This window comes from Streptomyces sp. NPDC048584, from assembly GCF_043199595.1.
Classification (GTDB): Bacteria; Actinomycetota; Actinomycetes; order Streptomycetales; family Streptomycetaceae; genus Streptomyces; species Streptomyces edwardsiae.
The window spans coordinates 56,309-80,080 of record NZ_JBICWF010000019.1 but is presented as its reverse complement, the minus strand read 5'-3'; the positions used below and the strand labels follow the sequence as shown (position 1 = coordinate 80,080).

The 23,772-nt window shown below is 71.3% G+C and carries 24 protein-coding genes; 13 read left to right on the top strand and 11 right to left on the bottom strand.

All coding sequences use genetic code 11. The annotated features are described in order from the left end of the window. Positions 1-215 precede the first annotated feature (215 nt). A complete protein-coding gene (locus tag ACGFR9_RS32295) occupies positions 216-617 on the bottom strand; it encodes a hypothetical protein (protein WP_393215908.1) in 402 nt (133 codons plus the stop codon). Between the two features lie 47 nt (positions 618-664). Then, positions 665-1,327, bottom strand: coding sequence for an ATP-binding protein (locus ACGFR9_RS32290; RefSeq protein ID WP_393215718.1), 663 nt, complete (start codon positions 1,325-1,327; stop codon positions 665-667). Positions 1,328-1,559: 232 nt separating this feature from the next. On the opposite strand from ACGFR9_RS32290, the gene ACGFR9_RS32285 reads away from it, so the two are divergent. The 3 genes from ACGFR9_RS32285 to ACGFR9_RS32275 all read left to right on the top strand — a co-directional run bounded on the left by ACGFR9_RS32285 (position 1,560) and on the right by ACGFR9_RS32275 (position 3,601). Then, positions 1,560-2,420: a helix-turn-helix domain-containing protein gene (locus tag ACGFR9_RS32285; RefSeq protein ID WP_393215716.1), complete on the top strand. Its 861-nt coding sequence runs from the start codon at positions 1,560-1,562 to the stop codon at positions 2,418-2,420. Beyond that, positions 2,421-2,705 (top strand): DUF397 domain-containing protein, encoded by a 285-nt coding sequence (locus ACGFR9_RS32280; protein WP_393215714.1) that lies wholly within the window; start codon positions 2,421-2,423, stop codon positions 2,703-2,705. It abuts the gene before it with no gap. A gap of 92 nt (positions 2,706-2,797) precedes the next feature. After that, a complete protein-coding gene (locus ACGFR9_RS32275; RefSeq protein ID WP_393215711.1) occupies positions 2,798-3,601 on the top strand; it encodes an SAM-dependent methyltransferase in 804 nt (267 codons plus the stop codon). 397 nt (positions 3,602-3,998) lie between these two features. Here ACGFR9_RS32275 and ACGFR9_RS32270 read toward each other — a convergent pair whose 3' ends face one another. Both ACGFR9_RS32270 and ACGFR9_RS32265 read right to left on the bottom strand, forming a co-directional pair. Further along, entirely contained in the window at positions 3,999-5,501 is a 1,503-nt protein-coding gene (locus ACGFR9_RS32270; protein WP_393215709.1) for a glutamate synthase subunit beta, read from the bottom strand. A 145-nt stretch (positions 5,502-5,646) separates the two neighbouring features. Beyond that, entirely contained in the window at positions 5,647-6,126 is a 480-nt protein-coding gene (locus ACGFR9_RS32265) for a DUF1772 domain-containing protein (RefSeq protein ID WP_393215706.1), read from the bottom strand. A 71-nt stretch (positions 6,127-6,197) separates the two neighbouring features. Here ACGFR9_RS32265 and ACGFR9_RS32260 point away from each other — a divergent pair, with 71 nt between their 5' ends. Further along, on the top strand, positions 6,198-6,830 hold the full coding sequence (locus tag ACGFR9_RS32260; protein ID WP_393215703.1) for a uridine kinase: 633 nt from the start codon (positions 6,198-6,200) through the stop codon (positions 6,828-6,830). Positions 6,831-6,953: 123 nt separating this feature from the next. Beyond that, positions 6,954-7,382 carry a CBS domain-containing protein gene (locus ACGFR9_RS32255; protein WP_393215700.1) on the top strand — a complete coding sequence of 143 codons (429 nt, stop codon included), beginning with the start codon at positions 6,954-6,956 and terminating at the stop codon, positions 7,380-7,382. Positions 7,383-7,403: 21 nt separating this feature from the next. On the opposite strand, the gene ACGFR9_RS32250 is transcribed toward ACGFR9_RS32255, so the two are convergent. The 3 genes from ACGFR9_RS32250 to ACGFR9_RS32240 form a co-directional block, all read right to left on the bottom strand. Continuing rightward, entirely contained in the window at positions 7,404-8,531 is a 1,128-nt protein-coding gene (locus tag ACGFR9_RS32250) for a magnesium and cobalt transport protein CorA (protein WP_393215697.1), read from the bottom strand. Positions 8,532-8,694: 163 nt separating this feature from the next. After that, positions 8,695-9,612, bottom strand: coding sequence for a carbohydrate kinase family protein (locus ACGFR9_RS32245; protein WP_393215695.1), 918 nt, complete (start codon positions 9,610-9,612; stop codon positions 8,695-8,697). Continuing rightward, on the bottom strand, positions 9,609-10,520 hold the full coding sequence (locus ACGFR9_RS32240) for a pseudouridine-5'-phosphate glycosidase (protein ID WP_393215692.1): 912 nt from the start codon (positions 10,518-10,520) through the stop codon (positions 9,609-9,611). The genes ACGFR9_RS32245 and ACGFR9_RS32240 overlap by 4 nt, the downstream gene beginning before the upstream one ends. Positions 10,521-10,620: 100 nt before the next feature. Here ACGFR9_RS32240 and ACGFR9_RS32235 point away from each other — a divergent pair, with 100 nt between their 5' ends. Further along, positions 10,621-11,049, top strand: coding sequence for a VOC family protein (locus ACGFR9_RS32235; protein WP_393215689.1), 429 nt, complete (start codon positions 10,621-10,623; stop codon positions 11,047-11,049). A gap of 60 nt (positions 11,050-11,109) precedes the next feature. Here ACGFR9_RS32235 and ACGFR9_RS32230 read toward each other — a convergent pair whose 3' ends face one another. Further along, complete coding sequence (locus tag ACGFR9_RS32230) at positions 11,110-11,664, bottom strand: methylated-DNA--[protein]-cysteine S-methyltransferase (RefSeq protein WP_393215686.1); 555 nt, start codon at positions 11,662-11,664, stop codon at positions 11,110-11,112. A 58-nt stretch (positions 11,665-11,722) separates the two neighbouring features. Continuing rightward, on the bottom strand, positions 11,723-12,595 hold the full coding sequence (locus ACGFR9_RS32225) for a glycerophosphodiester phosphodiesterase (protein ID WP_393215684.1): 873 nt from the start codon (positions 12,593-12,595) through the stop codon (positions 11,723-11,725). A 282-nt stretch (positions 12,596-12,877) separates the two neighbouring features. Between ACGFR9_RS32225 and ACGFR9_RS32220 the strand changes: the two genes are divergently transcribed. The 7 genes from ACGFR9_RS32220 (at position 12,878) to aroQ (ending at position 22,117) form a co-directional block, all read left to right on the top strand. Continuing rightward, positions 12,878-13,741 (top strand): MHYT domain-containing protein, encoded by an 864-nt coding sequence (locus ACGFR9_RS32220; RefSeq protein WP_393215681.1) that lies wholly within the window; start codon positions 12,878-12,880, stop codon positions 13,739-13,741. 39 nt (positions 13,742-13,780) lie between these two features. Continuing rightward, positions 13,781-15,928, top strand: coding sequence for an excinuclease ABC subunit UvrB (gene uvrB, locus ACGFR9_RS32215; RefSeq protein WP_393215678.1), 2,148 nt, complete (start codon positions 13,781-13,783; stop codon positions 15,926-15,928). Between the two features lie 134 nt (positions 15,929-16,062). After that, positions 16,063-16,641, top strand: coding sequence for a TerD family protein (locus ACGFR9_RS32210; RefSeq protein WP_030228615.1), 579 nt, complete (start codon positions 16,063-16,065; stop codon positions 16,639-16,641). A gap of 47 nt (positions 16,642-16,688) precedes the next feature. Continuing rightward, on the top strand, positions 16,689-18,695 hold the full coding sequence (locus ACGFR9_RS32205; RefSeq protein WP_393215675.1) for a TerD family protein: 2,007 nt from the start codon (positions 16,689-16,691) through the stop codon (positions 18,693-18,695). Positions 18,696-18,979: 284 nt separating this feature from the next. Next, complete coding sequence (locus ACGFR9_RS32200; RefSeq protein ID WP_393215673.1) at positions 18,980-19,963, top strand: TerC family protein; 984 nt, start codon at positions 18,980-18,982, stop codon at positions 19,961-19,963. 283 nt (positions 19,964-20,246) lie between these two features. Next, on the top strand, positions 20,247-21,353 hold the full coding sequence (locus ACGFR9_RS32195; protein ID WP_393215670.1) for a calcium:proton antiporter: 1,107 nt from the start codon (positions 20,247-20,249) through the stop codon (positions 21,351-21,353). A 290-nt stretch (positions 21,354-21,643) separates the two neighbouring features. Then, on the top strand, positions 21,644-22,117 hold the full coding sequence (aroQ, locus tag ACGFR9_RS32190) for a type II 3-dehydroquinate dehydratase (protein ID WP_311648987.1): 474 nt from the start codon (positions 21,644-21,646) through the stop codon (positions 22,115-22,117). A 7-nt stretch (positions 22,118-22,124) separates the two neighbouring features. Here the strand turns inward: aroQ and ACGFR9_RS32185 are convergent, their stop codons facing one another. Both ACGFR9_RS32185 and ACGFR9_RS32180 read right to left on the bottom strand, forming a co-directional pair. Next, positions 22,125-22,781 carry an MBL fold metallo-hydrolase gene (locus ACGFR9_RS32185; RefSeq protein ID WP_393215667.1) on the bottom strand — a complete coding sequence of 219 codons (657 nt, stop codon included), beginning with the start codon at positions 22,779-22,781 and terminating at the stop codon, positions 22,125-22,127. 118 nt (positions 22,782-22,899) lie between these two features. Further along, positions 22,900-23,589, bottom strand: a complete 690-nt coding sequence (locus ACGFR9_RS32180; protein WP_393215664.1) for a maleylpyruvate isomerase family mycothiol-dependent enzyme — start codon at positions 23,587-23,589, stop codon at positions 22,900-22,902. Between the last annotated feature and the right edge of the window lie 183 nt (positions 23,590-23,772).

Genomic DNA, 23,772 nt, shown 5'->3' with positions numbered 1-23,772 from the left:
GCCGGCCCGGGGGCGCCCGGGCGCCGGGAGCGGGAGCGCGGACGGAAGGCGCGCGCCGAGGGGCGGGCGGAGAGCAGGCGCGCCGCGGGGGTGGTGATTCCGCCCCGTTCCCGCGGGCGGTCGTGCCGCGGGGCGGCACGGGTGGGCGCGACGGCACCCCGCAGGCGCCGGGCAGCGCGAACACCCCCCGCCCAGCCCTCACCGCGGCGTACGGGTTACGCGGTGACCGGCCGGGACCAGGTGGGCGTGGTCCCCGTCAGACGGCACAGGGCGAGATAGAGCGGTATCGGCGGCGTATACGGAAGCGTGCCGTCGGGCCGGTGGATCAGACCGGGAAGCCCCGGTGCGCCGGAGACATCCACCGGATCGGGAAGGACCGCGCCGGTGGCGTAGTGCGCCGGCGCCGGCCAATCCAGCGCGTAGTCGGAGTCCGACGGAACCAGCCACCACCAGTGCGCCTCATCGGCGTAGACGCACCCCACGCGAGGCAACCGGGGCAGCACCAGCGGCCCGAGACGCGCGGGCACCGCCACCGCGTCGCAGCCCATCGGCGCGGTCATCCCGTCGGGCACAAGCAGCCGCCGGGGCGCACCGGCGACCTGCCGCCCGCGCCCCATCCGCACCAGCGAGTCCAGGCTCAGCACCCGCGTGCCGGCCCCGCTCGTCACGCCCGGCCCCGAAGGTGCGGCGCGCGCTGCTGCGAGGGAAGGGCCGGCGCGTGGACCTGCCGGCGGGACTGCTCCGGCTCGTCGGCGCTGTCGTCGTCCGGCGCCCCGGGCGGCCCCGGCGTCGGGCGGGTGCCCCAGCCCAGATCGTCGGTGGGCCGCACCGGACCGTCCCCGGTGTCCGCGCTACGGGGGAGGTCGGCCCAGACCAGCAGTCCGGGGCCCTGCTCATGGGCGCCCCACGACCGACACAGCGCGTCGACGAGAAGCAGTCCCCTTCCGTGCTCCTCCTCCGGCTGCTGCCGGGTGTTCGCCCGCGGCTGGCCCGGCGCGCAGCCCTCGTCGCGCACGGCGATGCGCACCAGATCGCCACCGTCGTGCAGCTCGCAGACGATATGTCTGCTCGCCGTGTGCACGATGGCGTTGGTGACCAGTTCGGAGACGACCAGGGCCGCGGTGTCGCAGGTGTCCTCGCACACCGACCAGCCGGTCAGCCGTGCCCTCGTCAGGCGTCTCGCCTGGGCCGGGGAACCCGGATGAGCGGCCAGTTCGAAACGGAACCGGCGCTCGGCAGCGGTCCCCGAGGGGGCCGATACCGAGGCGGCGCCGAGGCCGATGGAACGTGCGGCGGCGTCTGTTCCTAAGGGCGCGGACGGAATCACGCTTGCCACTATCGCCCCGCCGTGAACACTTGGCAAGTGTCACTATGAAAAATGCAGAGTGCGGTGTGACGTTCTGGACAGGCGTGGCACACTGCTCGCAACAGCACCTCGCGCGGCGCCAGTTGGGATCGCCGAAGATTCGTTCGAATTTGAGTTCGGACGTAAGGGATCTTCGGACAGGTCATCGAGTGGCGCCGCCGGGCTGTCAGCTTTTGTTCGAGGGAGGTGGAGTGTGAGCGAACCCCGGTCCGCGCCGACGGTCGGCCAGGTCGTCCTCGGCCGACGCCTGCTGGATCTCCGGGAAGGGGCGGGGCTCAAGCGTGAGGAGGCGGCCCGCATCCTCCGCGTCGCCCCCGCCACCGTCCGCCGCATGGAGATGGCCGAGGTCGCGCTCAAGATCCCGTACCTCCAGCTCCTGCTGAAGGCGTACGGCGTCTCCGAGGAGGAGGCCGACGCCTTCGTGCAACTGGCGGAGGACGCCAACCGCCCCGGCTGGTGGCAGCGTTTCCACGACATCCTGCCTGGCTGGTTCTCGATGTACGTCAGCCTGGAGGGCGCGGCCTCCCTCATCCGCAGCTACGAACCCCACTTCGTCCCCGGACTGTTCCAGACCGAGGACTACGCGCGCGGCGTACTGCGCTCCGGTGCCGTCGGGCAGACCCAGCCCGAGGACATAGAGCGCCACGTCGACCTGCGCATGCAACGGCAGGACCTGCTCACTCGTGAGAACGCGCCCCGGATGTGGGTCGTGATGGACGAGACCGCGCTCCGCCGCCCGGTCGGCGGCCCGGAGGTGATGCGTACGCAGATCGACAAGTTGCTCGAGGCCACGAAGCTGCCCAATGTGACGCTGCAGATCGCGCCGTTCGCCGGCGGTCCGCATCCCGGCACGTACGGGCCGTTCGTGCTGTTCCGATTTGCCATGCCCGAACTGCCGGACATGGTCTACAGCGAGTACCTGACCGGCGCCGTCTATCTGGACGCGCGTACCGAGGTGGCTACCCACCTCGAGGTCATGGACCGCATGGCGGCGCAGGCCGCTACGGCACATCGCACGAAGGAGATCCTCCGGGATCTCCGCAAGGAGCTGTGAATGGAACTCATGAAGCCCCTGAAGTCCCTGTCCCACCCGCGGATGCGCACCGGAAGGATCTACAACGGCATGCCCGCGCGGGAACTGGGCAGCGAGGGCTGGCACAAGCCGTGGAGCGGCGGCAACGGGGGGAACTGCCTGGAGGCGATGAAGCTCGACGACGGCCGGATCGCCGTACGCCAGTCCACCGACCCGGACGGGCCGGCGCTGATCTACACCTCCGCCGAGATGACGGCCTTCATCGAGGGAGCGAAGGCGGGAGAGGCGGATTTCCTGCTGTCCTGAGGCCTGTTGACCGCTCTGACTTTTTTGTTCCGCCGTTCTGAACGTGGCACTGAATTGATCACTAACAGTTGCAGATACTTATGGAGTCCCTCATGACCGGGCAGCACCCCGTGGAGATCGACACGAGCAGGCCGCACCCCGCGCGGATGTACGACTGGTACCTCGGAGGCAAGGACAACTACCCGGTCGACGAGGCCATGGGCCGGCAGATGCTGGCCCTCGACCCCCGGGTGCCGGTCATGGCACGGGTGAACCGGGCGTTCATGCAGCGCGCCACCCGCTGGCTGGCCGGGCAGGGGATACGCCAGTTCCTCGACGTCGGCACGGGCATCCCGACCGAGCCCAACCTGCACCAGGTGGCACAGGGCGTCGCGCCCGACGCCCGTGTCGTGTACTGCGACAACGACCCGATCGTGCTGGCCCACGCGGCGGCTCTGCTGCGCGGTACGGACGAGGGGGTGACCGAGTACCTCCAGGCCGATGTGCGTGACCCGGACGTCGTCCTGGAGGGCGCGCGGAAGATCCTCGACTTCAACGAGCCGGTCGCGCTGTCGCTCATCGCGCTGCTGCACTTCGTCTCCGACGAGGACGGGGCGCACGAACTGGTCGGGCGGCTGCTGGAGGCGCTGCCCTCGGGCAGTCATCTGGTCGTCACCCACGCGACGTCGGACTTCACTCCGGAGGAGTCGAAGGCGGCCACGGAGAAGCTCAAGGCGGCGGGCGTCACCCTGGCGCTCCGCTCCCGTGAGGAGTTCACCCGTTTCTTCGACGGCCTGGAGCTTGTCGAGCCGGGCGTCCAGGTCCCCCAGGAGTGGCACCCGGAACTGGGTGACCCGGTCCCGGGCCAGGACGACGGCGTGATCCCCGGCTACGGCGCGGTCGCCCGCAAGCCGTAACGCACCTGGAGTGGTGGGACCCCCGGGTCCTAGGTTCCGGCACCACTCCAAAGGCGGCGGCCCGCCAACCCAACGGGCCGCCGCCACCCCCTCCACCCCGCCCTCCGCGGGCAGTCGCCCCGCCGCGCGGGCCTCCGCGGGCAGTCGCCCCGCCACCCCGCCCTCCGCGGGCAGTCGCCCCGTCCGCCGCTCCCCGCCCTCCGCGGGCAGTCGTGCCGCTGGGGCGGCACGGGTGGGCGCGACGGCACCCCGTGAGCGCCGGGCTGCGCGATCTGCTCCCGGCGAGCACCAACTCTCCGGCCCTCAAGAAAAGCAGCTCGCACAGCCGACCCCCGGTCCGCGCCAACCCCCGGGCACCCCGTCAGCGCCGGTCCCCCTACGAGCCGCGCCCGCCCCCTCACACCCTCATCGGACGATCGCCCGGCCCGATCGGCACCGGAAGCCGACTGACCCCACCCGCCAGATACCGGTCGACCGCCGCCGCCACAGCCCGCCCCTCCGCGATCGCCCACACGATCAACGACTGCCCCCGAGCAGCATCCCCCGCCGCGAACACCCCCCGCACATTCGTCCCGAACCCCCCGTCCCGCGCGACCGTCCCACGTCCCTCCAGCTCGACCCCCAGCTGAGCGACCAGTCCGTCCTCCGGATCCGGCCCGGAGAACCCCAGCGCCAGCAGAACGAGATCCGCCGCCAACGTCCGCTCCGTCCCCGCCACGGCCCGTCGCTCCGCGTCCACCTCGACCAGACGCAGCGCACACACCCGCCCCTCCCCGTCACCACTGAACCGCAGCGTCGACGCGGCGAACAGCCGCACGTCCCCGTCCCCGCCCGCATCCGCCGCCGGCCTCATCCGCAGCTCCCGCGCCTCCTCATGCGCGGCCGACATCCGGTAGAGCTTCGGATAGGTGGGCCAGGGCTCCGCCTCGTCGTCCCGCTCGTCCCCCGCCCGCCCGTAGATGTCGAGCTGCGTCACCGACGCGGCCCCCTCCCGTACCGCCGTACCCAAGCAGTCCGCCCCCGTGTCGCCGCCGCCGACGATGACGACATCCCGTCCCGCCGCCGACAGCGGCGACGACTCAAGATCGCCCTCGCACACCCGGTTCGCCAGCGGCAGATACTCCATCGCCTGGTGGATGCCCGCGAGTTCACGGCCCGGCACGGCGAGTTCCCGCCACGCCGTCGCCCCCGTGGCGATCACCACCGCGTCGTAACGCGAGCGCAGCTCCGCCGCGTCCACATCGCGCCCGACCGTCGTGGACGTCCGGAACTTCGTCCCCTCGGCCCGCATCTGCTCGATCCGCCGCTCCAGATGCCGCTTCTCCATCTTGAACTCGGGGATGCCGTACCGCATCAGCCCGCCGATCCGGTCGTCCCGCTCGTACACCGCCACCGTGTGACCCGCCCGGGTCAGCTGCTGGGCCGCGGCCAGCCCGGTCGGGCCCGAGCCGATGACGGCGACGGTCCGGCCGGAGAGCCGCTCCGGCGGCGCCGGCGGGGCGAAACCCTCCTCCCAGGCCCGGTCGGCGATGGCACACTCGACGTTCTTGATGGTGACCGCCGGCTGATTGATGGCGAGCACACAGCCCGCCTCGCAGGGCGCCGGGCACAACCGGCCCGTGAACTCCGGGAAGTTGTTGGTCGCGTGCAGCCGCTCCGCCGCCGCCCGCCAGTCCTCCCGCGAGACCAGGTCGTTCCACTCCGGGATGAGATTGCCCAACGGGCAGGCCTGGTGGCAGAACGGCACACCGCAGTCCATGCAGCGGTCCGCCTGCCGGCTGACGACGGGAAGCAGCGCACCCGGGACGTACACCTCGTCCCAGTCGCGGACCCGTTCCCCGACCGGCCGGCGCGGCCATTCCTCGCGGGGCGTGGTCAGGAAACCCTTGGGATCGGCCATGGCCGTGTTCCTTGCGTGCGCGGGTGACAGGCCGTGCGTCGTCGGGCGGCGCTCCTCTCGCCACGATACGTCCGCTCACCCGCCCCCGCAGAGCACCGGGACAGCGCTTTCCCACCGGAGACCGCCGGGCCGGCCGGCGGCTCCGTCAGACGAGGGCCACGAGGTACGCCAGCGCCGCCCCGGCCGAGGCGAGCGCCCGGACGTGGTTCCACACCGTCCACTCGCGCACATACTCCGGCCAGTACGCCGCCGCCTCCGGACCGTCCGGATCGAGCCGGGCCAGCGCCTCGTTGCGCGGTACGTTCGCGACCACGGTCAGCCCGAACGACCCGGCCAGATACAGGACGCCGCCCACCAGCAGTTCGGCCGTCCCCTCGTCCGGCCACAGCACGAACGTCACCACCGTGACCACCACGCACAGCATCGCCGTACCGAGGAACAGCAGCATGAAGGCCGGACGCACCGCCGCCCTGTTGACCGCCTGCATCGCGGCCACGCCCTGCGCCGGCGGCAGGTCCGCCAGCCCTCTCATCACGAACGTCGAGAAGGCGCAGAAGACCCCGGCCACCAGCCCGGTCCCGAGCACACCCAGCACCGTCAGTAAGAAGTACGGTCCGTCGATCATGTCGTCTCCCCCGTTCCGGGCCGGGTTCCTTCCCGGCCTCCACCGTCCCCACACTGGCGCATCATGGCCGTGTGCGACTTGAAGCGATCACCTGGGACCGGCTCGGCGACCTCCTCGCCGAGCGCCTGCTGGAGCTGAAGACGGCCGACGGCGGTCCCTGGCCGCGGGTCGCCCTCGACGGCGCCCCGGCCGCCCGTCCCAAAGACCTCGCCGTGCGGATCGCCGAGGCGCTCCGGACACGCGGCCGCCCCTCCCTGGCCGTCGGCACCGAGGGCTTCCTGAGGCCCGCCTCCATCCGGCTCGAGTACGGCCACCAGGACCTGGAGTCCTACTACAGCGGCTGGTACGACACCGGCGCCCTCTGGCGTGAGGTGTTCGGCCCCCTCGAACCCGGCGGCAGCGGACGCGTCCTGCCCGACCTGTGGGACCCCGTCACCGACCGCGCCACCCGCAGCCCTTACGTCCCTCTCCCGCCCGGCGGCGTGCTGTTGCTGCACGGTCCCCTCCTTCTGCGGCACTGGTTCCCCTTCGACCTCACCGTCCACGTCCTCCTCTCCCCGGGCGCCCTGCGCCGCCGTACCGCCGAGGCCGACCACTGGACCCTCCCCGCCTTCGAGCGGTACGAGCGGGAGACCGACCCCGCCGGCACGGCCGACGTGCTGATCAGGGCCGACGATCCACGCCATCCCGCCTGGCGGGGCTGACCCCGCCCGCCGCGAACCGCCCTCCGGGTGCCGTCCCCGCGCCGCACGACGAGAATGAAGGGCGCCGGGACTCTGCGGCGCGCCCCCGCGCCGCGCCGGCCGTCCGGCAACGGGAGGTACCCCATGACCACCGCCGGAGACATCATGCACCGCGGCGCCCAGTGGATCCCCGTCCACGAAACCCTCGACCGGGCAGCCCAGTTGATGCGCGACCTGAACGTCGGCGCCCTGCCCATCAGCGACGAGAACGAGCGGCTGTGCGGCATCCTCACCGACCGCGACATCGTCGTCGGCTGCGTCGCCATGGGCCATGACCCCGCCCGGGTCACCGCCGGAGACATGGCCCAGGGCACCCCGCGCTGGATCGAGGCGGACGCCGACGTCTCCGACGTCCTGCACGAGATGCAGACCCACCGCATCCGCAGGCTGCCCGTCATCGACGGCAAGCGCCTCGTCGGCATGATCAGCGAGGCCGACCTCGCCCGGCATCTGACGGACGACCAGATCGCCACCTGGGCCGAGAACGTCTACGCCACGACCAGCGCCGGCTGAGCCCTCCCGGCAGCGCGGACATCAGAGCCAGCGGCTGCGCCGGAAGGCCCGGTACAGCACCAGACACGCCACGGTTATCACCCCGATGACCATGCCGTAGCCGTACCGCCAGCGCAGCTCGGGCATGTGGTCGAAGTTCATGCCGTACACGCCGCAGATCATCGTCGGCACCGCCACGATCGCCGCCCATGCGGTGATCTTGCGCATGTCCTCGTTCTGCGCGACCGTCACCTGCGCCAGATGCGCCTGGAGGATGGAGTTCAGCAACTCGTCGAACGCCGCTATCTGCTCCTTCGCCCGCAGCAGATGGTCGGAGACGTCACGGAAGTACGCCTGTATCTCGGGGGCCACCACCCGGATCGGCCGGGTGGCGAGTTCCTCCAGCGGCCGGCCCAGCGGCACCACCGCCCGCTTCAGCTCCAGGAGTTCCCGCTTGAGTTGGTAGATGCGGCCCGGATCGACCCGCTCGCCGTGCTCCGCGAACACATCCGTCTCGACCTGGTCCATGTCCTCCTGGACCGAGTCGATGACGGTCAGATAGTCGTCGACCACATGGTCCGCGATCGCGTGCAGCACCGTGGACGGACCCTGTGCGAGCTGCCCGGGGTCGGACTCCAGCCCCTCCCGCAGGGGTCCCAGCGAGCCGTGCCGGCCGTGCCGCACCGTGACCACGAAGTCCTCGCCCAGGAACACCATGATCTCGCCGGTGTCCACCACCTCGCTGTTCGCGGTGAGTTCCTCGTGCTCGACGTAGCAGACCGTCTTGAACACGGCGAACAACGTGTCCCCGTACCGCTCCAGCTTGGGCCGCTGATGGGCCTCGACGGCGTCCTCCACCGCCAGCGGATGCAGGTCGAACAGCTCCGCGATGCCGGCGAACTCCCGGGCGGTCGGCTCGTGCAGACCCAGCCAGACGAACCCCTCCCCGCTCCTGCGCACCTGACGCACCGCGTCCACCAGGTGCCCGCCTCCGCCGGTGCGCCGACCGTCCCGGTACGTCACGCAGTTGACCACCGAGGAGCCCAGCGGGGAGCGGGCCGGATGACTCAGATCCACCCGGGGTCGCCGCCGCGCCAGCCGGGCCACCCGGCGCAGCCCGCCGACCGTGCCGAGACTCGTGACCTTCCGCAGATTGCCTGCCATGGACATCCGGCTTCTCCTTGCGTGGTTCCCCCGCGCCGTCCTGCTTCCGCGCTCCGGCCCGCAAGTCTGCCAGTCCCGGACGAGTCGTGTGCGAGCCTGTGGGCAGCGGGCATTCCGCTTTGTTCCCGCCTGTGGACAAAGGGAGTTCGCCCCTGGTGGCGTCCGTACGTCAGGCGGGCGCGGGCGGGCGGCCCCCTATGTGCTCCACCGCCTGCGCGCCCGCCCGGCAGCCCTCCTCCGCCGCCTCCCCGGGGTCGGCGCCCGCGAGCAGGGCCGCCAGGAACGCGCCCGTGAACGCGTCCCCGGCGCCCGTGGTGTCCCGGGGCACCGCCGGTACGGCCGGGACACGGGCGAACACCTCGCCGGACCGGGCGAGCAGCGCGCCTCCGGCACCCTGCTTGGCCACCACCAGCGGGACATGCCGGCTCAGCCGCGCCGCGGCGTCCGCCGCATCGGACACCCCGGCGAGCAGACACGCCTCGTCACGGCTGGGCAGCAGGACGTCCACGCCCTCGACCAGCGACAGGAACCGCTCGGTGCCCAGCTGCCCGAGGAATCCCGCCGACGCCGGATCCAGACTCACCGGCACACCGTGGGTCCGCGCCGCCTTCAGCGCCACCGCGACGAACGCACGGCTCGATCCGGCGAACAGCAGATAGCCCGACAGATGCAGCCGCGCCACGCCCTCCAGCAACACGTCCGACCAGTCACCAGGATCCAGCCGCAGCGACGCCCCGCTGTCGGTCAGGAACGTCCGCTCCGCCGCCGCGCCCTCGTCGACCAGGCAGATCACCGTCCCCGTCGGCGCCCGCCGGTCCACGGCCAGCAGCGGCCGGACCCCGCAGGCGGCCAGCTCCCGCTCGTGCCAGGCCGCCGCGTCCGAACCCACCCGGCCGAGCAGCCGCACCTCGCCACCACCCCGGCGCGCCGCCCAGCAGGCCACATTCGCACCCGCACCGCCCGGCACCCTCCGGATCGACGCCACCGTGTCCGTGCCCGGGGCGAGCGGACCGCGGTGCCGGGCGACCACGTCCGTGATGACATCGCCGGCGACCAGCAGCGCCCCGCCGCGCACCGCGCCCGTCACGCTCCGGCGGCCCAGGCCGCCGCGATACGCGCCGCCAGACGTACATTGCCCCGGACCGCCGCCAGGTTCGCGGCGAGAGACGCGCCGTCGGTGCGGCGCACCAGGTGATCGAGCAGGAACGGTGTGACGGCCTGGCCCGTGACCCCCTCCGCCTCGCACGCCCGCAGCGCCTCGTCGAGCACTCGCGCGTGCAGACCGGGATCGAGCTGCTCGTCCTCCGGGACCGGTTGGGCCACGATCAGCGCCGACTCGGGCCCACCGACCGCGTCCTGCGCCCGCATGGCCTCCGCGACCTGCGCCGGGGTGTCCAGCCGCCAGTCCACGGGGTGCCCCGAGTCGGACAGGTAGAAGCCGGGGAAGCGGTCCGTGCCGTACCCGGCGACCGTCACCCCCAGCGTCTCCAGCCGCTGCAGGGTCGCGGGCACGTCGAGGATCGACTTCACCCCCGCGCACACCACGGTGATCCGCGTCCGCGCCAGCAGACCGAGGTCGGCCGACTCGTCCTGGGTCACCGTCCACTCCCGGTGCACCCCGCCGAGCCCGCCGGTGGCGAACACCCGGACGCCCGCCCGCGCCGCCACCAGCGCCGTGGCCGACACGGTGGTCGCCCCGCTCGCCCCGGCGGCCACCGCGAGCGGCAGATCACGGTGACCCAGCTTGCGGATGCCGTCATCGTTGGCGACCCGTTCCAACTGGTCCTTGTCCAGGCCGACCCGGGGCCGCCCGTCCAGCACGGCGATCGTCGCGGGTACCGCGCCCTCCCGCCGTACGGCCGCCTCCAGCTCCAGCGCCACCTGGAGATTCCGTGGCCGGGGCAGTCCGTGGGCGATGATCGTGGACTCCAGGGCCACCACCGGGCGGCCCGCGGCGATCGCCTCCCGTACCTCTTCGGACACCATGAGCACCACGCGTCTGCCTCCTGTCTGCCGGTTCTCCCTCATCCCTGGCGGCTCGCGCACGGGGCCAAACCCCTTGCGGGCCGTCACCGGTGTCACGGAGGCTGGGGGCATGACGGACCACACGACTCGCCTCGACCACATCGTCCTGTGGGTGGAGGACCCCCTCGCCGCCGCGGAGTTCTACGAGAAGGCCGTGGGCCTGGAGCCCGTCAGACTCACCGACTACGCCGCGGGGGAGGCACCGTTCCCCTCGGTACGGGTGAACGAGGAGACGATCCTCGATCTCATGCCGCGGGCCAAGGCGGAACGGATGCGGATGCTGTCCGGGGCCGCGGAGAGTTCGGGGCATCCCGTCAACCATGTCTGCCTGTCGCTGCCGGCCTCGGACTTCGACGCCCTGCGCAGTCGGCTGGAGGAGAGCTCGGTACCGGTGTCGGACGTCTCGCGCGACTCGTTCGGAGCGCGCGGACCGGCGCGGCGCAGCTTCTACTTCGGCGACCCGGACGGCAATGTGTTCGAGGCACGGCACTACGACTGACCGAGGTCCCCGCCACGGCAGCCGGCAGGCGCCGTGAGCGGAACCACCGCGCCCGAGCCGTCAGAACAACGGCTCGGGCAGGACGCCCTCCAGGGCGAGCAGATGGCGCTTGGCCTCCAGGCCGCCGCCGAAACCGCCGATGCCGCCGTCGCTCTCCACCACACGGTGGCACGGCACGACCACCGGCAGCGGGTTGGCGCCCATCGCCATGCCCACGGCCTGCGCCGCCCCGGGCTGGCCGACCCGCCCGGCCAGGGCGCCGTACCCGACGACCGAGCCGAACGGCACCCCGACGGCCAGCTCCCGCAGCACCTTGCGGTGGAAGCCGGAGATCAGCGACCAGTCCAGCGGCAGCTCGAAGTCCCGCCGTGCCCCCGCGAAGTACGCCTCGACCTGGCGTATCGCCTCGGCCAGCAGCGGGGAGCCGGGATCCTCGACCGGCCGGATGCCGAGCCGTGACGCCAGCCGCTCCAGCGCTGTGTCGCGCACCTCGCCGGTGGCGTGGAAGACGACGTTGACCAACCCCTCACGGGTCGCGGCCAGCAGCAGCGGGCCGATCCCGGTGCCGACCACGGCCCACACCACCCGCTGCTCGTACCGCCCATGGCTGTCCATGCGCCCCACCGTACGGCCCGCCACTGACATCGCCCCGTGAACGCGGGCGGCGGGCGCCTCAGCCGCGTACCGCGTCCCGCACCACGTCGGGCGTGTTGGTGATGATCCCGTCGACCCCGTACCCGGCGACCCGCCGGGCGGCGGCCGCGTCGTTCACGGTCCAGGTGCACACCTCCAGCGGTTTGCCGTGCGGGCCCTTGAACGCGTGAACGGCGGTGACATAGCCGGCGGAGAGGGAGGCGTACGAGGGGTTGATCTGGTCGGTGAAGGCCGCGTACGCGGGCAGGTCCGACACCGGCGGCGTCCCGAGGAAGCCCGTCTTCACCGCGGGCCGCAGATCGTGGACCGTCCGCACACTGTCCGCGCTGAAGCTCTGCACGACCAGCCGGCCCCTCACATGCCCGCGGTCCAGCCAGCCCTCGTTGCCCAGCACCTTGACGATCTGGCGCTCTATGCCGGGATACAGCTGAGGGTTCTTGATCTCCAGCAGCAGCTTCTGGCGGTGCTCCTCCACGCGGTGCACGAACTGCTCCAGCGTCGGCACGCGCGCCCCCGCGTAGGCCGCGTCGAACCAGCTGCCCGCGTCCAGCCGGGCGATCTCCGCCGCCGTGAAGTCGCTCACCTTCCACGGCGCCCGGTCCGGAAAGACCTCCTCGACGTCGGTGGTGCGCTGGAGGCTGTCGTCGTGCAGGACGACGAGTTCTCCGTCCCTGGTGCGCTGGACGTCGTTCTCCACCCAGTCGACGCCGAGGGCGGCCGCCCTGTCGACGGCCGCCAGGGTGTTCTCGGGCGCGTACGCGGACGCGCCCCGGTGGGCTATCACCAGGGGCCGCGCGGAGCTCTCGGCGGCCCGCGCGGGGGAGAGCGGGAGCAGGAGAGCGGCCGCGCCCAGGAGCGCGGTGGTCGAGGCGGCGACAGCGCGTGCGTGCATACGTACTCCTCGCGTCGAACGGTCACGGACAGCTCAACTGTGACAGCAGACGGTCAACGCGAGACGGGTACAGGATGGCCACGGATTGAACGCTGTTGCCCGATGTCCGCACACTGGTGCCACACACCTGGGGCAAGGACGTGTTTCTTTGCCGGATAGTCGTTCGACCATTCCGGTGGGGCCATACCCTCTGCCTCATCCCTGGCCGCCGTCACCGGCGCCGGGAGGGGGGCTCCACCGGGACATTGCGGGACACACACAGGGCGGGAAGGGCAGCCGCGCATGCAGGGCACGGTCGACGAATTCAGCTACGGCCTGGTCACACCGCTGGTGGCCTTTCTCATGGCATGCCTCGGCGGGGCCCTGGGCCTGCGCTGCACCACCAGGGCGCTCAGAGTGTCCCGCACCTGGCGTCCCGGCTGGCTCGCCCTGGCCGCCGCGGTGATCGGCTCCGGCATATGGACGATGCACTTCATCGCGATGACGGGCTTCACCATCGAGGACACGCCGATCCACTACGACCGGACGATGACGTTCGCGAGTCTGGCCGTCGCCATCGTCATGGTGGGCATCGGGATCTTCATCGTCGGCTACAAGGGCGCCTCCGGCACGGCCCTGTTCACCGGGGGCACCATCACCGGTCTCGGCATCGCCTCGATGCACTATCTCGGCATGGCCGGAATGAGCCTCGACGGACGCCTGGAGTACAACGTCCTCACCGTCGCCGCCTCCGTGGCCATCGCCATGGCCGCCGCCAGCGCCGCCCTGTGGGCGGCCGGACAGGTGCGCGGCTTCCTGTGGAGCGTGGGCGCCAGTCTCGTCATGGGGCTCGCGGTCACCGGGATGCACTACACCGGCATGGCCGCACTCGAGGTGCACGTCCACGGATCCGCCGAGCCCGCCACGGGAGAGACCGCGGCCGCCCTCCTCGGCCCGATGCTGGTCGGCCCGCTCGCCTTCCTCGTCCTCGCCGGCATCGTGGTGATCTTCGATCCGCTCATGGTCGCCGGCGGCACCCCCGCGGTCCCCGCCGAGCACAAGCCCGGCGTCCCCGCGCACTCCCCGGGCCACCACACCCCCGTCCGCTCCCGGCTGCGGGCCCGCGGGCCGGTGGAACGCCGCTCCCGCACCCCGCAGCGCCGCTGAACCGGACCCGTTGTCAGTGCGGGGTCGTACGGTTGACGCATGCGGCCCGTTTCCCAGATCGAACGCACGGTGGCGCCCTTCGAGGTCGTCAGTCCCTACCAGCCGAGCGGCGACCAGCCGACGGCCATCGCCGACCTCGCCCGGCGTATCGAAGCAGGTGAGAAGGACGTCGTCCTGCTCGGCGCGACCGGCACCGGCAAGTCCGCCACCACCGCGTGGATGATCGAGAAGCTCCAGCGGCCCACCCTGGTCATGGCGCCGAACAAGACCCTGGCCGCCCAGCTGGCCAACGAGTTCCGCGAACTGCTGCCGAACAACGCGGTCGAGTACTTCGTCTCGTACTACGACTACTACCAGCCCGAGGCGTACGTCCCGCAGTCGGACACCTACATCGAGAAGGACTCCTCGATCAACGAGGAGGTCGAGCGGCTGCGCCACTCCGCGACCAACTCGCTGCTCACCCGCCGCGACGTCGTCGTGGTCGCCTCCGTCTCCTGCATCTACGGCCTGGGCACCCCGCAGGAGTACGTCGACCGCATGGTCCCCCTCCGCGTCGGCGACGAGTTCGACCGCGACGAGCTGCTGCGCCGCTTCGTGGACATCCAGTACACGCGCAACGACATGGCCTTCTCCCGCGGCACCTTCCGCGTCCGCGGCGACACCATCGAGATCTTCCCGGTCTACGAGGAGCTCGCCGTCCGCATCGAGATGTTCGGCGACGAGATCGAGGCGCTGTCCACGCTCCACCCGCTCACCGGCGAGATCATCAGCGACGACGAGCAGCTGTACATCTTCCCGGCCACCCACTACGTCGCGGGCCCCGAGCGCCTGGAGCGCGCGGTCAACGACATCGAGAAGGAACTCGGCGGGCGCCTGACCGAGCTGGAGAAGCAGGGCAAGCTCCTGGAGGCCCAGCGCCTGCGCATGCGCACCACCTACGACATCGAGATGCTCCGCCAGATCGGCTCCTGCTCCGGCGTGGAGAACTACTCGATGCACTTCGACGGACGCTCACCCGGCTCCCCGCCGAACACCCTGCTGGACTACTTCCCGGACGACTTCCTCCTCGTCATCGACGAGTCGCACGTGACCGTCCCGCAGATCGGCGCCATGTACGAGGGGGACGCCTCCCGCAAGCGCACCCTCGTCGACCACGGCTTCCGGCTCCCGTCCGCCCTCGACAACCGTCCGCTGAAGTGGGAGGAGTTCCAGGAGCGCATCGGCCAGGCCGTCTATCTGTCGGCCACCCCAGGCCAGTACGAGCTCTCCCGAGCGGACGGCACCGTCGAGCAGATCATCCGCCCCACCGGCCTCGTCGACCCCGAGGTCGTCGTCAAGCCCACCGAGGGCCAGATCGACGACCTGGTGCACGAGATCCGCACCCGCGTGGAGAAGGACGAACGTGTCCTGGTCACCACGCTCACCAAGAAGATGGCCGAGGACCTCACCGACTACTTCCTGGAACTCGGCATCCAGGTGCGCTATCTGCACAGCGACGTCGACACCCTGCGCCGGGTCGAGCTGCTGCGGGAGCTGCGCAGCGGCGAGTACGACGTCCTCGTCGGCATCAACCTGCTGCGTGAGGGCCTCGACCTGCCCGAGGTGTCCCTGGTGGCGATCCTCGACGCCGACAAGGAGGGCTTCCTGCGTTCGGGAACCTCCCTGATCCAGACCATCGGCCGCGCGGCGCGCAATGTCTCCGGCCAGGTCCATATGTACGCGGACAAGATCACTCCGTCGATGGCGAAGGCCATCGACGAGACCAACCGCCGCCGTGAGAAGCAGGTCGCGTACAACCGGGCGAACGGCATCGACCCGCAGCCGCTGCGCAAGAAGATCAACGACATCGTCGCCCAGATCGCCCGCGAGGACATCGACACCGAGCAGCTGCTCGGCTCGGGCTACCGCCAGGCCAAGAAGGACGGCGGCGGCACCAAGGCGCCCGTGCCCTCCCTCGGCACCAAGGCGGCCAAGGGCGCGAAGAGCGCCAAGGGCAGGGGCAAGGCCGCCGAGACGGTGCCGACCGACCGTCCCGCCGCGGAACTCGCCGAGCAGATCGAGGACCTCACCGCGCGGATGCGGGCCGCCGCCGCGGACCTGCAGTTCGAGATCGCGGCACGGCTGCGCGACGAGGTGTCGGAGATGAAGAAGGAACTGCGGCAGATGCAGGAGGCGGGTCTGCGCTGACGGCCGCGTACGCGATGTGTTGCAAGACCGACACAAAGTGCGGACCTGGGTACGTCACTGTCAGTGCCCCTGCGTAGGGTTCTGGTCAACCGCGAATGCGCGGTAACAGGGGAAGTCGAGAGGGGAATCAGCGCGTGACCGTCAACATGACCAAGGGTCAGGCCATCAGTCTGCAGAAGAACGACGGCGGCAGCCTGACCGCGGTGCGCATGGGTCTCGGCTGGCAGGCGGCCCCCCGTCGCGGCCTGTTCGGCTCGCGGACCCGGGAGATCGACCTGGACGCCTCGGCCGTCCTGTTCGCCGACAAGCAGCCGGTCGACGTCGTCTTCTTCCGCCACCTGGTGAGCGACGACGGCTCCGTACGCCACACAGGTGACAACCTCGTCGGCGGTGTCGGCCAGGGCGGCGACGACGAGGCCATCCTCGTCGACCTGTCGCGCGTCCCGGTCCACATCGACCAGATCGTCTTCACCGTGAACTCCTTCACGGGCCAGACCTTCCAGGAGGTGCAGAACGCGTTCTGCCGCCTCGTCGACGAGACCAACGGCCAGGAGCTCGCCCGCTACACGCTCGCCGGAGGCGGCGCCTACACGGCCCAGCTCATGGCGAAGGTGCACCGCACGGGCGGGGGCTGGACGATGACGGCCCTCGGCAACCCGGCCAACGGCCGCACCTTCCAGGACCTGATGCCGGCGATCCTGCCGGTTCTCTGACAGGCGACAGACACAGGCACCGCACGCGACACGGGGGGACGAAGGCGATGACGGCCGAGCTGGTGCGGGGACAGAATCACCCGCTCTCCCAGTCCCGTCTGGAGATCCGGGTCTCGGCCGGCACGCCGGTCGTGGCCGTGGCCGCGCTCGGCGACGAGAACGGCCGGATCCACGGCGTGGAGTGGGTGGCCCACCCGGGCGCACCCACCCAGCCCGGTCTGGAGGTGTCGCGGCAGGCGGCCGCCGACCACCGTCTCGCGGTGGACCTGGACGCCATGACCGACGCGGTCCACCGCGTCGGTGTGCTGCTGGCCCTGCCCGCCGCGGGCGGCGGTCCGGGGCCGGCCCGGTTCGGTGCCGTGGCGGCCCCCTTCGTCGCCGTCACCGGCCTCGACGGCGACGAGGTCGCCAGCTACACCATCACGGGCCTGGAGGCCGAGTCGGCCGTCGTCGCCCTGGAGGTCTACCGGCGGCAGGGCGCCTGGAAGGTGCGCGCCGTCGGCCAGGGCTACACGGGCGGCCTGGCCGAACTCCTCACCGACCAGGGATTGCCCGAGGCCGTGTCCCTCGCGGGCACCATCAACGAGGCCGTGGCACGGGGGCTGGCCCGCTCCGTGCAGGCCCCCCCGTCCCGCCCGTCCGACGGCGACCGCTCCCGGCAGACGGCAGCCCCCGCCCTCGGCCCCGACCAGGGCGGCATCGCCCCGCAGGGCGCACCGGGACCCGTACCACCGGCGTACGGCGGGCAGCCGTCCGGCGGGCCCGGACAGAGCGGACCCCAGCCGTCCTACGGCGGAAGCGGCGCCGCGGAGCCGTCCGCCACCACCGGCGGCCCGATCAACTACAGCCACCCCGGCCGACAGAACTCCGCCCCGCCGCCGCCCCCGCCCACCGCGCCACCGGCACAGCCCGGGCAGCCGGCGCAGCCCGTCGCGGGGGACGCGACCGGCTGGTCCATGGAGGAGCGGCTCTACAACCAGGTCTGGGGCATGTTCGAGGACCTGGCCCGTACCACCGCGGCCTACCGGAGCGCCGTCGACTTCGCCGAGTCCCGGATGGACAAGGAGCTGGAGCAGGCCCTGTCCGACCCGCGCAGCCGCATCGGCGGCCGGGGTGACGCCGTCCGTGAGGCGGCCCGGGCCCGGCACGCACACCTCGTCGACCAGGCGCGGGAGGTCCTCGACCGGGACATCTCCCAGCTCGTCGCCGAGGCCGACGTCGTCGAACCCGCGCTGCCCCCGGCCTTCGCCCGCTGGGACAACCCCGCCTGGCACGCCTACCGGGTGCCGATGGAGATACCCATGGCGCTGCGCCTGGGCGACCTCCGGCTGCCCGAGGCCGACCGGATCCGTATCCCGATGCTGCTCCGGCTGCCGCTGGAGCGCGGTCTGTGGATCGACAGCGGACGGGCCGACCCGATCGACGGGTCGTTCACCGACTCCCACGACATGCGTCGCCTCGCCATGGACACGGCGGTCGCGCACGCTGCCCGGCTGCTCGCCGTCTACCCGGCGGGCGAGTTCACCGTGCACGTCATCGACCCGGCCGGATCCGGGACGCAGCCGCTGTCGCCGCTGACGCGGACCGGTGTGCTGGCCGCCCCGCCCGCGCAGGGCGCGGCCGGGGTGACGGATGTGCTGAGCAGGCTGACCCAGCGGGTCGACCTGGTGCAGATGGCGCTGCGCGGCGGCGCCCCGGACGCGCTGCCGCCCGGCTTCGACACCTCCCAGCAGCTCTTGATCGTCAACGACTTCCCGCACGGCTTCGACGACCGCGCAGTGAACCAGCTGCGCTACCTCGCCGACGAGGGTCCCCCCGTCGGGGTCCATCTGATGATGGTCGCCGACCGTGAGGAGTCCTCGGCCTACGGCCCGCTCCTGGACCCGCTGTGGCGTTCGCTGCTGCGACTGACTCCCGTCCCGGACAGCCATCTGGCCGATCCCTGGGTAGGGCACGCCTGGACGTACGAGCCGCCGCTCGTGCCAGCCGGCAGCCAGGTCCTCCACCAGGTGCTCACTCAGGTGGCGGCGGCCCGCCGAGCGTGGAACGGGTGACCTCCCGCCCTTGACCAAGCCCGCGTAAAGCTCTTCGACCTGGCTTTTTGTATCTTTCTTTACTCGCCTCTTTACCAATCCTTGGTGATTGGGTACTGTTGACCGCACGGAGGGGAGTACTCCCTGTCTGTGCGGCGACCCCGTCAATACGGATCAGGCCAGATCCCGGGGCGTCGGCCCGAAGGACCGTCCCGGCTCAGTCATGCGCCGGTGGCCCGGGTGGAAGAGACCTCCGGTAGCGACGACGCTGACATTTGCCGTGTGACGTATCTGCCGGAGGCGCAGTGGATGTTTCCATGACCCTGTGGGTCCTGACGATCGTGGGCCTGTGCGCCCTCATCGCAGCCGACTTCTTCATCGGCCGCAAACCGCATGACGTATCCATCAAGGAAGCCGGAATCTGGACCATCGTCTGGGTCGTCCTGGCCGGGCTCTTCGGGCTCGGCCTGGTGATCTGGGGCGGCGGCCAGGCCGGAGGCGAGTTCTTCGCCGGCTACATCACCGAGAAGTCCCTGAGCGTCGACAACCTCTTCGTCTTCGTGCTGATCATGGCGAAGTTCGCGGTGCCGTCGCAGTACCAGCAACGGGTGCTCCTCGTCGGCGTTCTCATCGCCCTGGTGCTGCGCGCGATATTCATCGCCGCCGGCGCCGCGATCCTCGCCAGCTTCTCCTGGGTGTTCTACATCTTCGGCGCCTTCCTCATCTGGACCGCCTGGAAGCTCGTCCAGGAGGCCCGGGCCGACGGGGACGAGGAGGAGTTCGAGGAGAACAAGCTGCTCAAGGCCGCCGAGCGCCGCTTCGGTGTGGCCGACCGGTACTACGGCACCAAACTGTGGATCGAGCAGAACGGCAAGCGGGTCATGACCCCGATGCTCGTCGTCATGCTCGCCATCGGCACCACGGACGTCCTGTTCGCCCTCGACTCGATCCCCGCGATCTTCGGCCTGACACAGGACCCGTACATCGTGTTCACGGCGAACGCGTTCGCGCTGATGGGCCTCAGGCAGCTGTACTTCCTCATCGGTGGCCTGCTGAGGAAGCTGGTCCACTTGTCCTACGGCCTGTCGATCATCCTCGGCTTCATCGGTGTGAAGCTGGTGTTCCACGCACTGCACGAGTCCGGGGTACACGTTCCCGAGATCAGCATCCCGGTCTCGCTGGGCGTGATCTGCTCCGTCCTGATCGTCACCACGATCACCAGCCTGCGGGCCTCCCGCAAGCAGGCGGAGGCGGCCAAGAGCACCGCGCAGGACGACATAAACGCCTGACCCGCCGGACACCGGGCCCGCGGTACCGGGAGCGGCGGCCGGCACATCGCCGGCCGCCGCTCCCGCCCGGCAGGTCCACACCCCGCGCCGCCCGCCGGCGCCGACCCCATGCGACTCGTACGAGGAGGCCATGCGTGACCATGATGACCCCGAGACGATCAGAAGCGCGGAGCAGAGGGGCGGGCCGTACGACGGTGCCACCCCCCGCGCCCCCCGGGGTCGGCCGGTGGTCGGAGGGCAGCGGTGAAGTGCGCCGCCCGTTCACGTCTGCGACGATCGCTCCATGACCGCTCGGCTCAGGTCACTCGCGGCGCAGTGGACGGTCCTGGTGCCGGTGTTCGCCGTGGTTCTGCTGATCCTGACCTGGGGACGCGAACTGCCCGGCTGGGTCGTCGTGATGGTGACCCTGATCCTCGCGGGGGCCGTGCTGGCGGCCGTGCACCACGCCGAGGTGGTCGCGCACCGTGTCGGTGAGCCCTTCGGATCCCTGGTCCTCGCGGTCGCCGTCACCGTCATCGAGGTGGCGCTGATCGTCACACTGATGATCGATGGCGGGGACAAGAGCGCGACGCTCGCCAGAGACACCGTGTTCGCGGCCGTGATGATCACCGTCAACGGCATCCTCGGACTGAGTCTGCTGGTGGGATCACTGCGTCACGGCACGGCGGTCTTCAATTCGGAAGGCACCGGCGCGGCTCTCGCCACGGTCGCGACACTGGCGACCCTCAGCCTCGTCCTGCCGACGTTCACCACGAGCAAGCCGGGCCCGGAGTTCTCCACGGTTCAGCTCTCCTTCGCGGCGGTCTCCTCACTGATCCTCTACGCACTGTTCGTGGCGACCCAGACCGTCAGACATCGCGACTACTTCCTCCCGATCGTCAGACAGAGCGAGGGACGCCCCTCCGACGAGGAGGAACACGCCGAGGCGCCCTCCACCCGCACCGCCATGATCAGCCTCGGACTGCTGGGTCTGGCCCTGATCGGAGTGGTGGGGCTGGCCAAAGGGGTCTCGCCCACGATCGAGTCCGGAGTGGACGCGGCCGGGCTGCCCCACTCCGTCGTCGGTGTGATCATCGCGCTGCTGGTGCTCCTCCCGGAGACCATCGCCGCGGTGCGGGCCTCGCGCCGCAACCAGGTGCAGACCAGCATGAACCTCGCGCTCGGCTCGGCGATGGCCAGTATCGGTCTGACCATCCCCGCCGTCGCGCTGGCCTCCCTCTGGCTCCCCGGACCGCTCGTCCTCGGCCTCGGCGACACCCATATGGTGCTGCTCGCCCTCACCATGGTGGTGGGCGCGCTGACCGTGGTCCCCGGGCGCGCCACACCCCTCCAGGGAGGCGTGCACCTGGTCCTGCTCGCGGCCTATCTGGAACTGGCGCTCAACCCCTGACGGGGCAGGCACCCCCTGGTACGTGACGGTGATCCGCCGGGCGGGGCCGTCGACCCGGACCAGGCCGCCGTACGGGATCACCAGCTGCGGATGGGACGCGGGAAGAGGCCCGGCAGACCGGAGGAGGGGAGAGCGCGGCGAGGCGGTCGCCGGGGGCGGGGTCGGGAGGGTGCGAGGGGATCGTCATGCCGGGAGGCCAGGGCCCGGCGGGGCTTCGCCGCACCGTGATAAACCGGGTCCGAACAGCGGTTCCCGTGAGGACCGCTCCACCCCGACGGACCGGAGGAACCGTGCCCCGCGATCTGGCCAACGCCCCCATCATGATCCTCAACGGCCCCAACCTGAACCTGCTCGGACAGCGCCAGCCGGAGATCTACGGCACCGACACGCTCGCCGACGTGGAGGCGATGTGCGCCGAGGCGGCGGCCGCGCGGGGCGGCACGGTGGACCTGCGCCAGTCCAACCACGAGGGTCGGTTGGTGGACTGGATCCACGAGGCGCGGCTGAACCACTGTGGGATCGTCATCAACCCCGGCGCCTACTCGCACACCTCCGTCGCCATCCTGGACGCCCTCAACACCTGTGACGGGCTGCCCGTGATGGAGGTCCACATCTCCAACATCCACCGCCGCGAGTCCTTCCGGCACCACTCCTACGTCTCCCTGCGCGCCGACGGGGTGATCGCGGGGTGCGGGGTGCAGGGGTACGTGTTCGCGGTGGAGCGGATCGCGGCGCTGGCGGGACCGGGACTGGCCGAAGCGTAGGCGCCTGTCACCAGCCCCGCGCGTGCCACTCCGGCAGGTGCGGGCGCTCCGCGCCCAGGGTGGTGTCGTTGCCGTGGCCGGGATAGACCCAGGTCTCGTCCGGCAGGACGTCGAAGATCCTGCTCTCGACGTCCTGGATGAGACGGGCGAACGCCTCCGGGTCCTTGAAGGTGTTGCCCACACCGCCCGGGAACAGACAGTCCCCGGTGAACACGTGCGGATGCCCGTGGGGATCGTCGTAGACGAGGGCGATCGAGCCGGGGGTGTGCCCGACGAGGTGGCGGGCGGTGAGTTCCACCTGACCCACTCGGACGGTGTCGCCGTCGTCGACCAGGACGTCGGTCGGCACCGGGATGCCCTCGGCGTCCTCGCGGCCCGCATGGGTGCGGGCGCCGGTCGCGGCGACGACCTCGGCGAGCGCCTGCCAGTGGTCGCCGTGCCGGTGGGTGGTGACGACGGACGCGATGCCGTCGTCACCGATCGTCCCCAGCAGGGTCCCCGCGTCGTTGGCCGCGTCGATCAGCAACTGCTCGTCGGTGGCCCGGCAACGCAGCAGATACGCGTTGTTCTCCATGGGGCCGACCGCGACCTTGGTGATCATCAGGTCCTTGAGTTCGTGCACGTCGGCTGGGCCGCCGACCGTCACCCGACCGCTGTACGTCATGACCGCCAGCCTATAGCGCCAGGGCCTGTCCGGTGGTGCGGGCCGGAGGAATCCGGCGGCGCCTCGCCGCCCAGGTGAGCGGGGTCCGGTGCGTGCGGCCGGACGGCCCCGACCCGCGCTACAGCGGGGGAAGCGACGGGAGGGCACCGCCCTTCACGGTGAGGGCGGAGCCGTCACGACGGCCGGAGAGCCAGCCGAGCAGGTCCGCGGCCGTCCCCTCGACCGCGACGGGGCCGCCGGACTCCTCACCGCCGGTCGTCCGGATCCCGCCGTTCTCGGTGGCGAGGGCGGTCGACGGTACGCCGGGGTGGCCGGCGAACCGCTCCGCGAGGAAGTCGATCTCCCGCTCCGTGAAGTCGGCCGGGAGGTCCTCCAGCTCGTAGCCGATGCCGAGGTCCACGTGGTGCAGCTCCACCTCGGCCCAGCGCCGGAACGGCACCCGCGCGGCACGGTCCGTGACCCCGTTGCGCAGTTCCAGCGTGCGCGACCAGTCCGCCGGGGCGGCGCCCGCCGCGCGGAAGCGCTCCCCGCTCTCCCGCAGGTCGGCGAGGTGCGCTTCGAGGGTGCGGGGCGCGTCCCGCTCGATGTCGGCGTCCCGCGCCTCGCCCGAGACGTACATGGGGCGGCCCTCCAGGACGTTCACCAGGGCGTCGGCGTTACGGGCCAGATGGGCCAGCACATGGCCACGGGTCCAGCCGGGGAGCAGTGACGACTGGGTCACAGCCGCGTTGTCCAGTGCGGCCGCCGCGGTGAGCAGCCGCTCGGTCGCTGTTTGTACAGACGCCAGGTCATCAGCGTGATCAATCATGGTGCCGACCCTAGCCCCGTCACCCCTTCGGGTGAAGGTGGTGAAGTCCGGCCCTAAATCGAATGTACGTGCTATAAGGTCGTGAGTGGCGTCGGGCATGCTGGAGAGCCGGGGTTTGTTGACAACCCGTGAATCCGAACCGGCGTTGTCAGTGGCTCCCCCTAGTCTGAGAAGGACGGGGGC

Coding starts and splice junctions, on each gene's coding strand:
- ACGFR9_RS32230 (WP_393215686.1), bottom strand. CDS start 11,664: ATGGACAGCCATGGGCGGTACGAGCAGCGGGTGGTGTGGGCCGTGGTC.
- ACGFR9_RS32195 (WP_393215670.1), top strand. CDS start 20,247: ATGACCGCTCGGCTCAGGTCACTCGCGGCGCAGTGGACGGTCCTGGTG.
- ACGFR9_RS32280 (WP_393215714.1), top strand. CDS start 2,421: ATGGAACTCATGAAGCCCCTGAAGTCCCTGTCCCACCCGCGGATGCGC.
- ACGFR9_RS32185 (WP_393215667.1), bottom strand. CDS start 22,781: ATGACGTACAGCGGTCGGGTGACGGTCGGCGGCCCAGCCGACGTGCAC.
- ACGFR9_RS32295 (WP_393215908.1), bottom strand. CDS start 617: ATGGGGCGCGGGCGGCAGGTCGCCGGTGCGCCCCGGCGGCTGCTTGTG.
- ACGFR9_RS32255 (WP_393215700.1), top strand. CDS start 6,954: ATGACCACCGCCGGAGACATCATGCACCGCGGCGCCCAGTGGATCCCC.
- ACGFR9_RS32235 (WP_393215689.1), top strand. CDS start 10,621: ATGACGGACCACACGACTCGCCTCGACCACATCGTCCTGTGGGTGGAG.
- ACGFR9_RS32250 (WP_393215697.1), bottom strand. CDS start 8,531: ATGTCCATGGCAGGCAATCTGCGGAAGGTCACGAGTCTCGGCACGGTC.
- ACGFR9_RS32265 (WP_393215706.1), bottom strand. CDS start 6,126: ATGATCGACGGACCGTACTTCTTACTGACGGTGCTGGGTGTGCTCGGG.
- ACGFR9_RS32180 (WP_393215664.1), bottom strand. CDS start 23,589: ATGATTGATCACGCTGATGACCTGGCGTCTGTACAAACAGCGACCGAG.
- ACGFR9_RS32205 (WP_393215675.1), top strand. CDS start 16,689: ATGACGGCCGAGCTGGTGCGGGGACAGAATCACCCGCTCTCCCAGTCC.
- ACGFR9_RS32220 (WP_393215681.1), top strand. CDS start 12,878: ATGCAGGGCACGGTCGACGAATTCAGCTACGGCCTGGTCACACCGCTG.
- ACGFR9_RS32225 (WP_393215684.1), bottom strand. CDS start 12,595: ATGCACGCACGCGCTGTCGCCGCCTCGACCACCGCGCTCCTGGGCGCG.
- ACGFR9_RS32275 (WP_393215711.1), top strand. CDS start 2,798: ATGACCGGGCAGCACCCCGTGGAGATCGACACGAGCAGGCCGCACCCC.
- uvrB (WP_393215678.1), top strand. CDS start 13,781: ATGCGGCCCGTTTCCCAGATCGAACGCACGGTGGCGCCCTTCGAGGTC.
- ACGFR9_RS32270 (WP_393215709.1), bottom strand. CDS start 5,501: ATGGCCGATCCCAAGGGTTTCCTGACCACGCCCCGCGAGGAATGGCCG.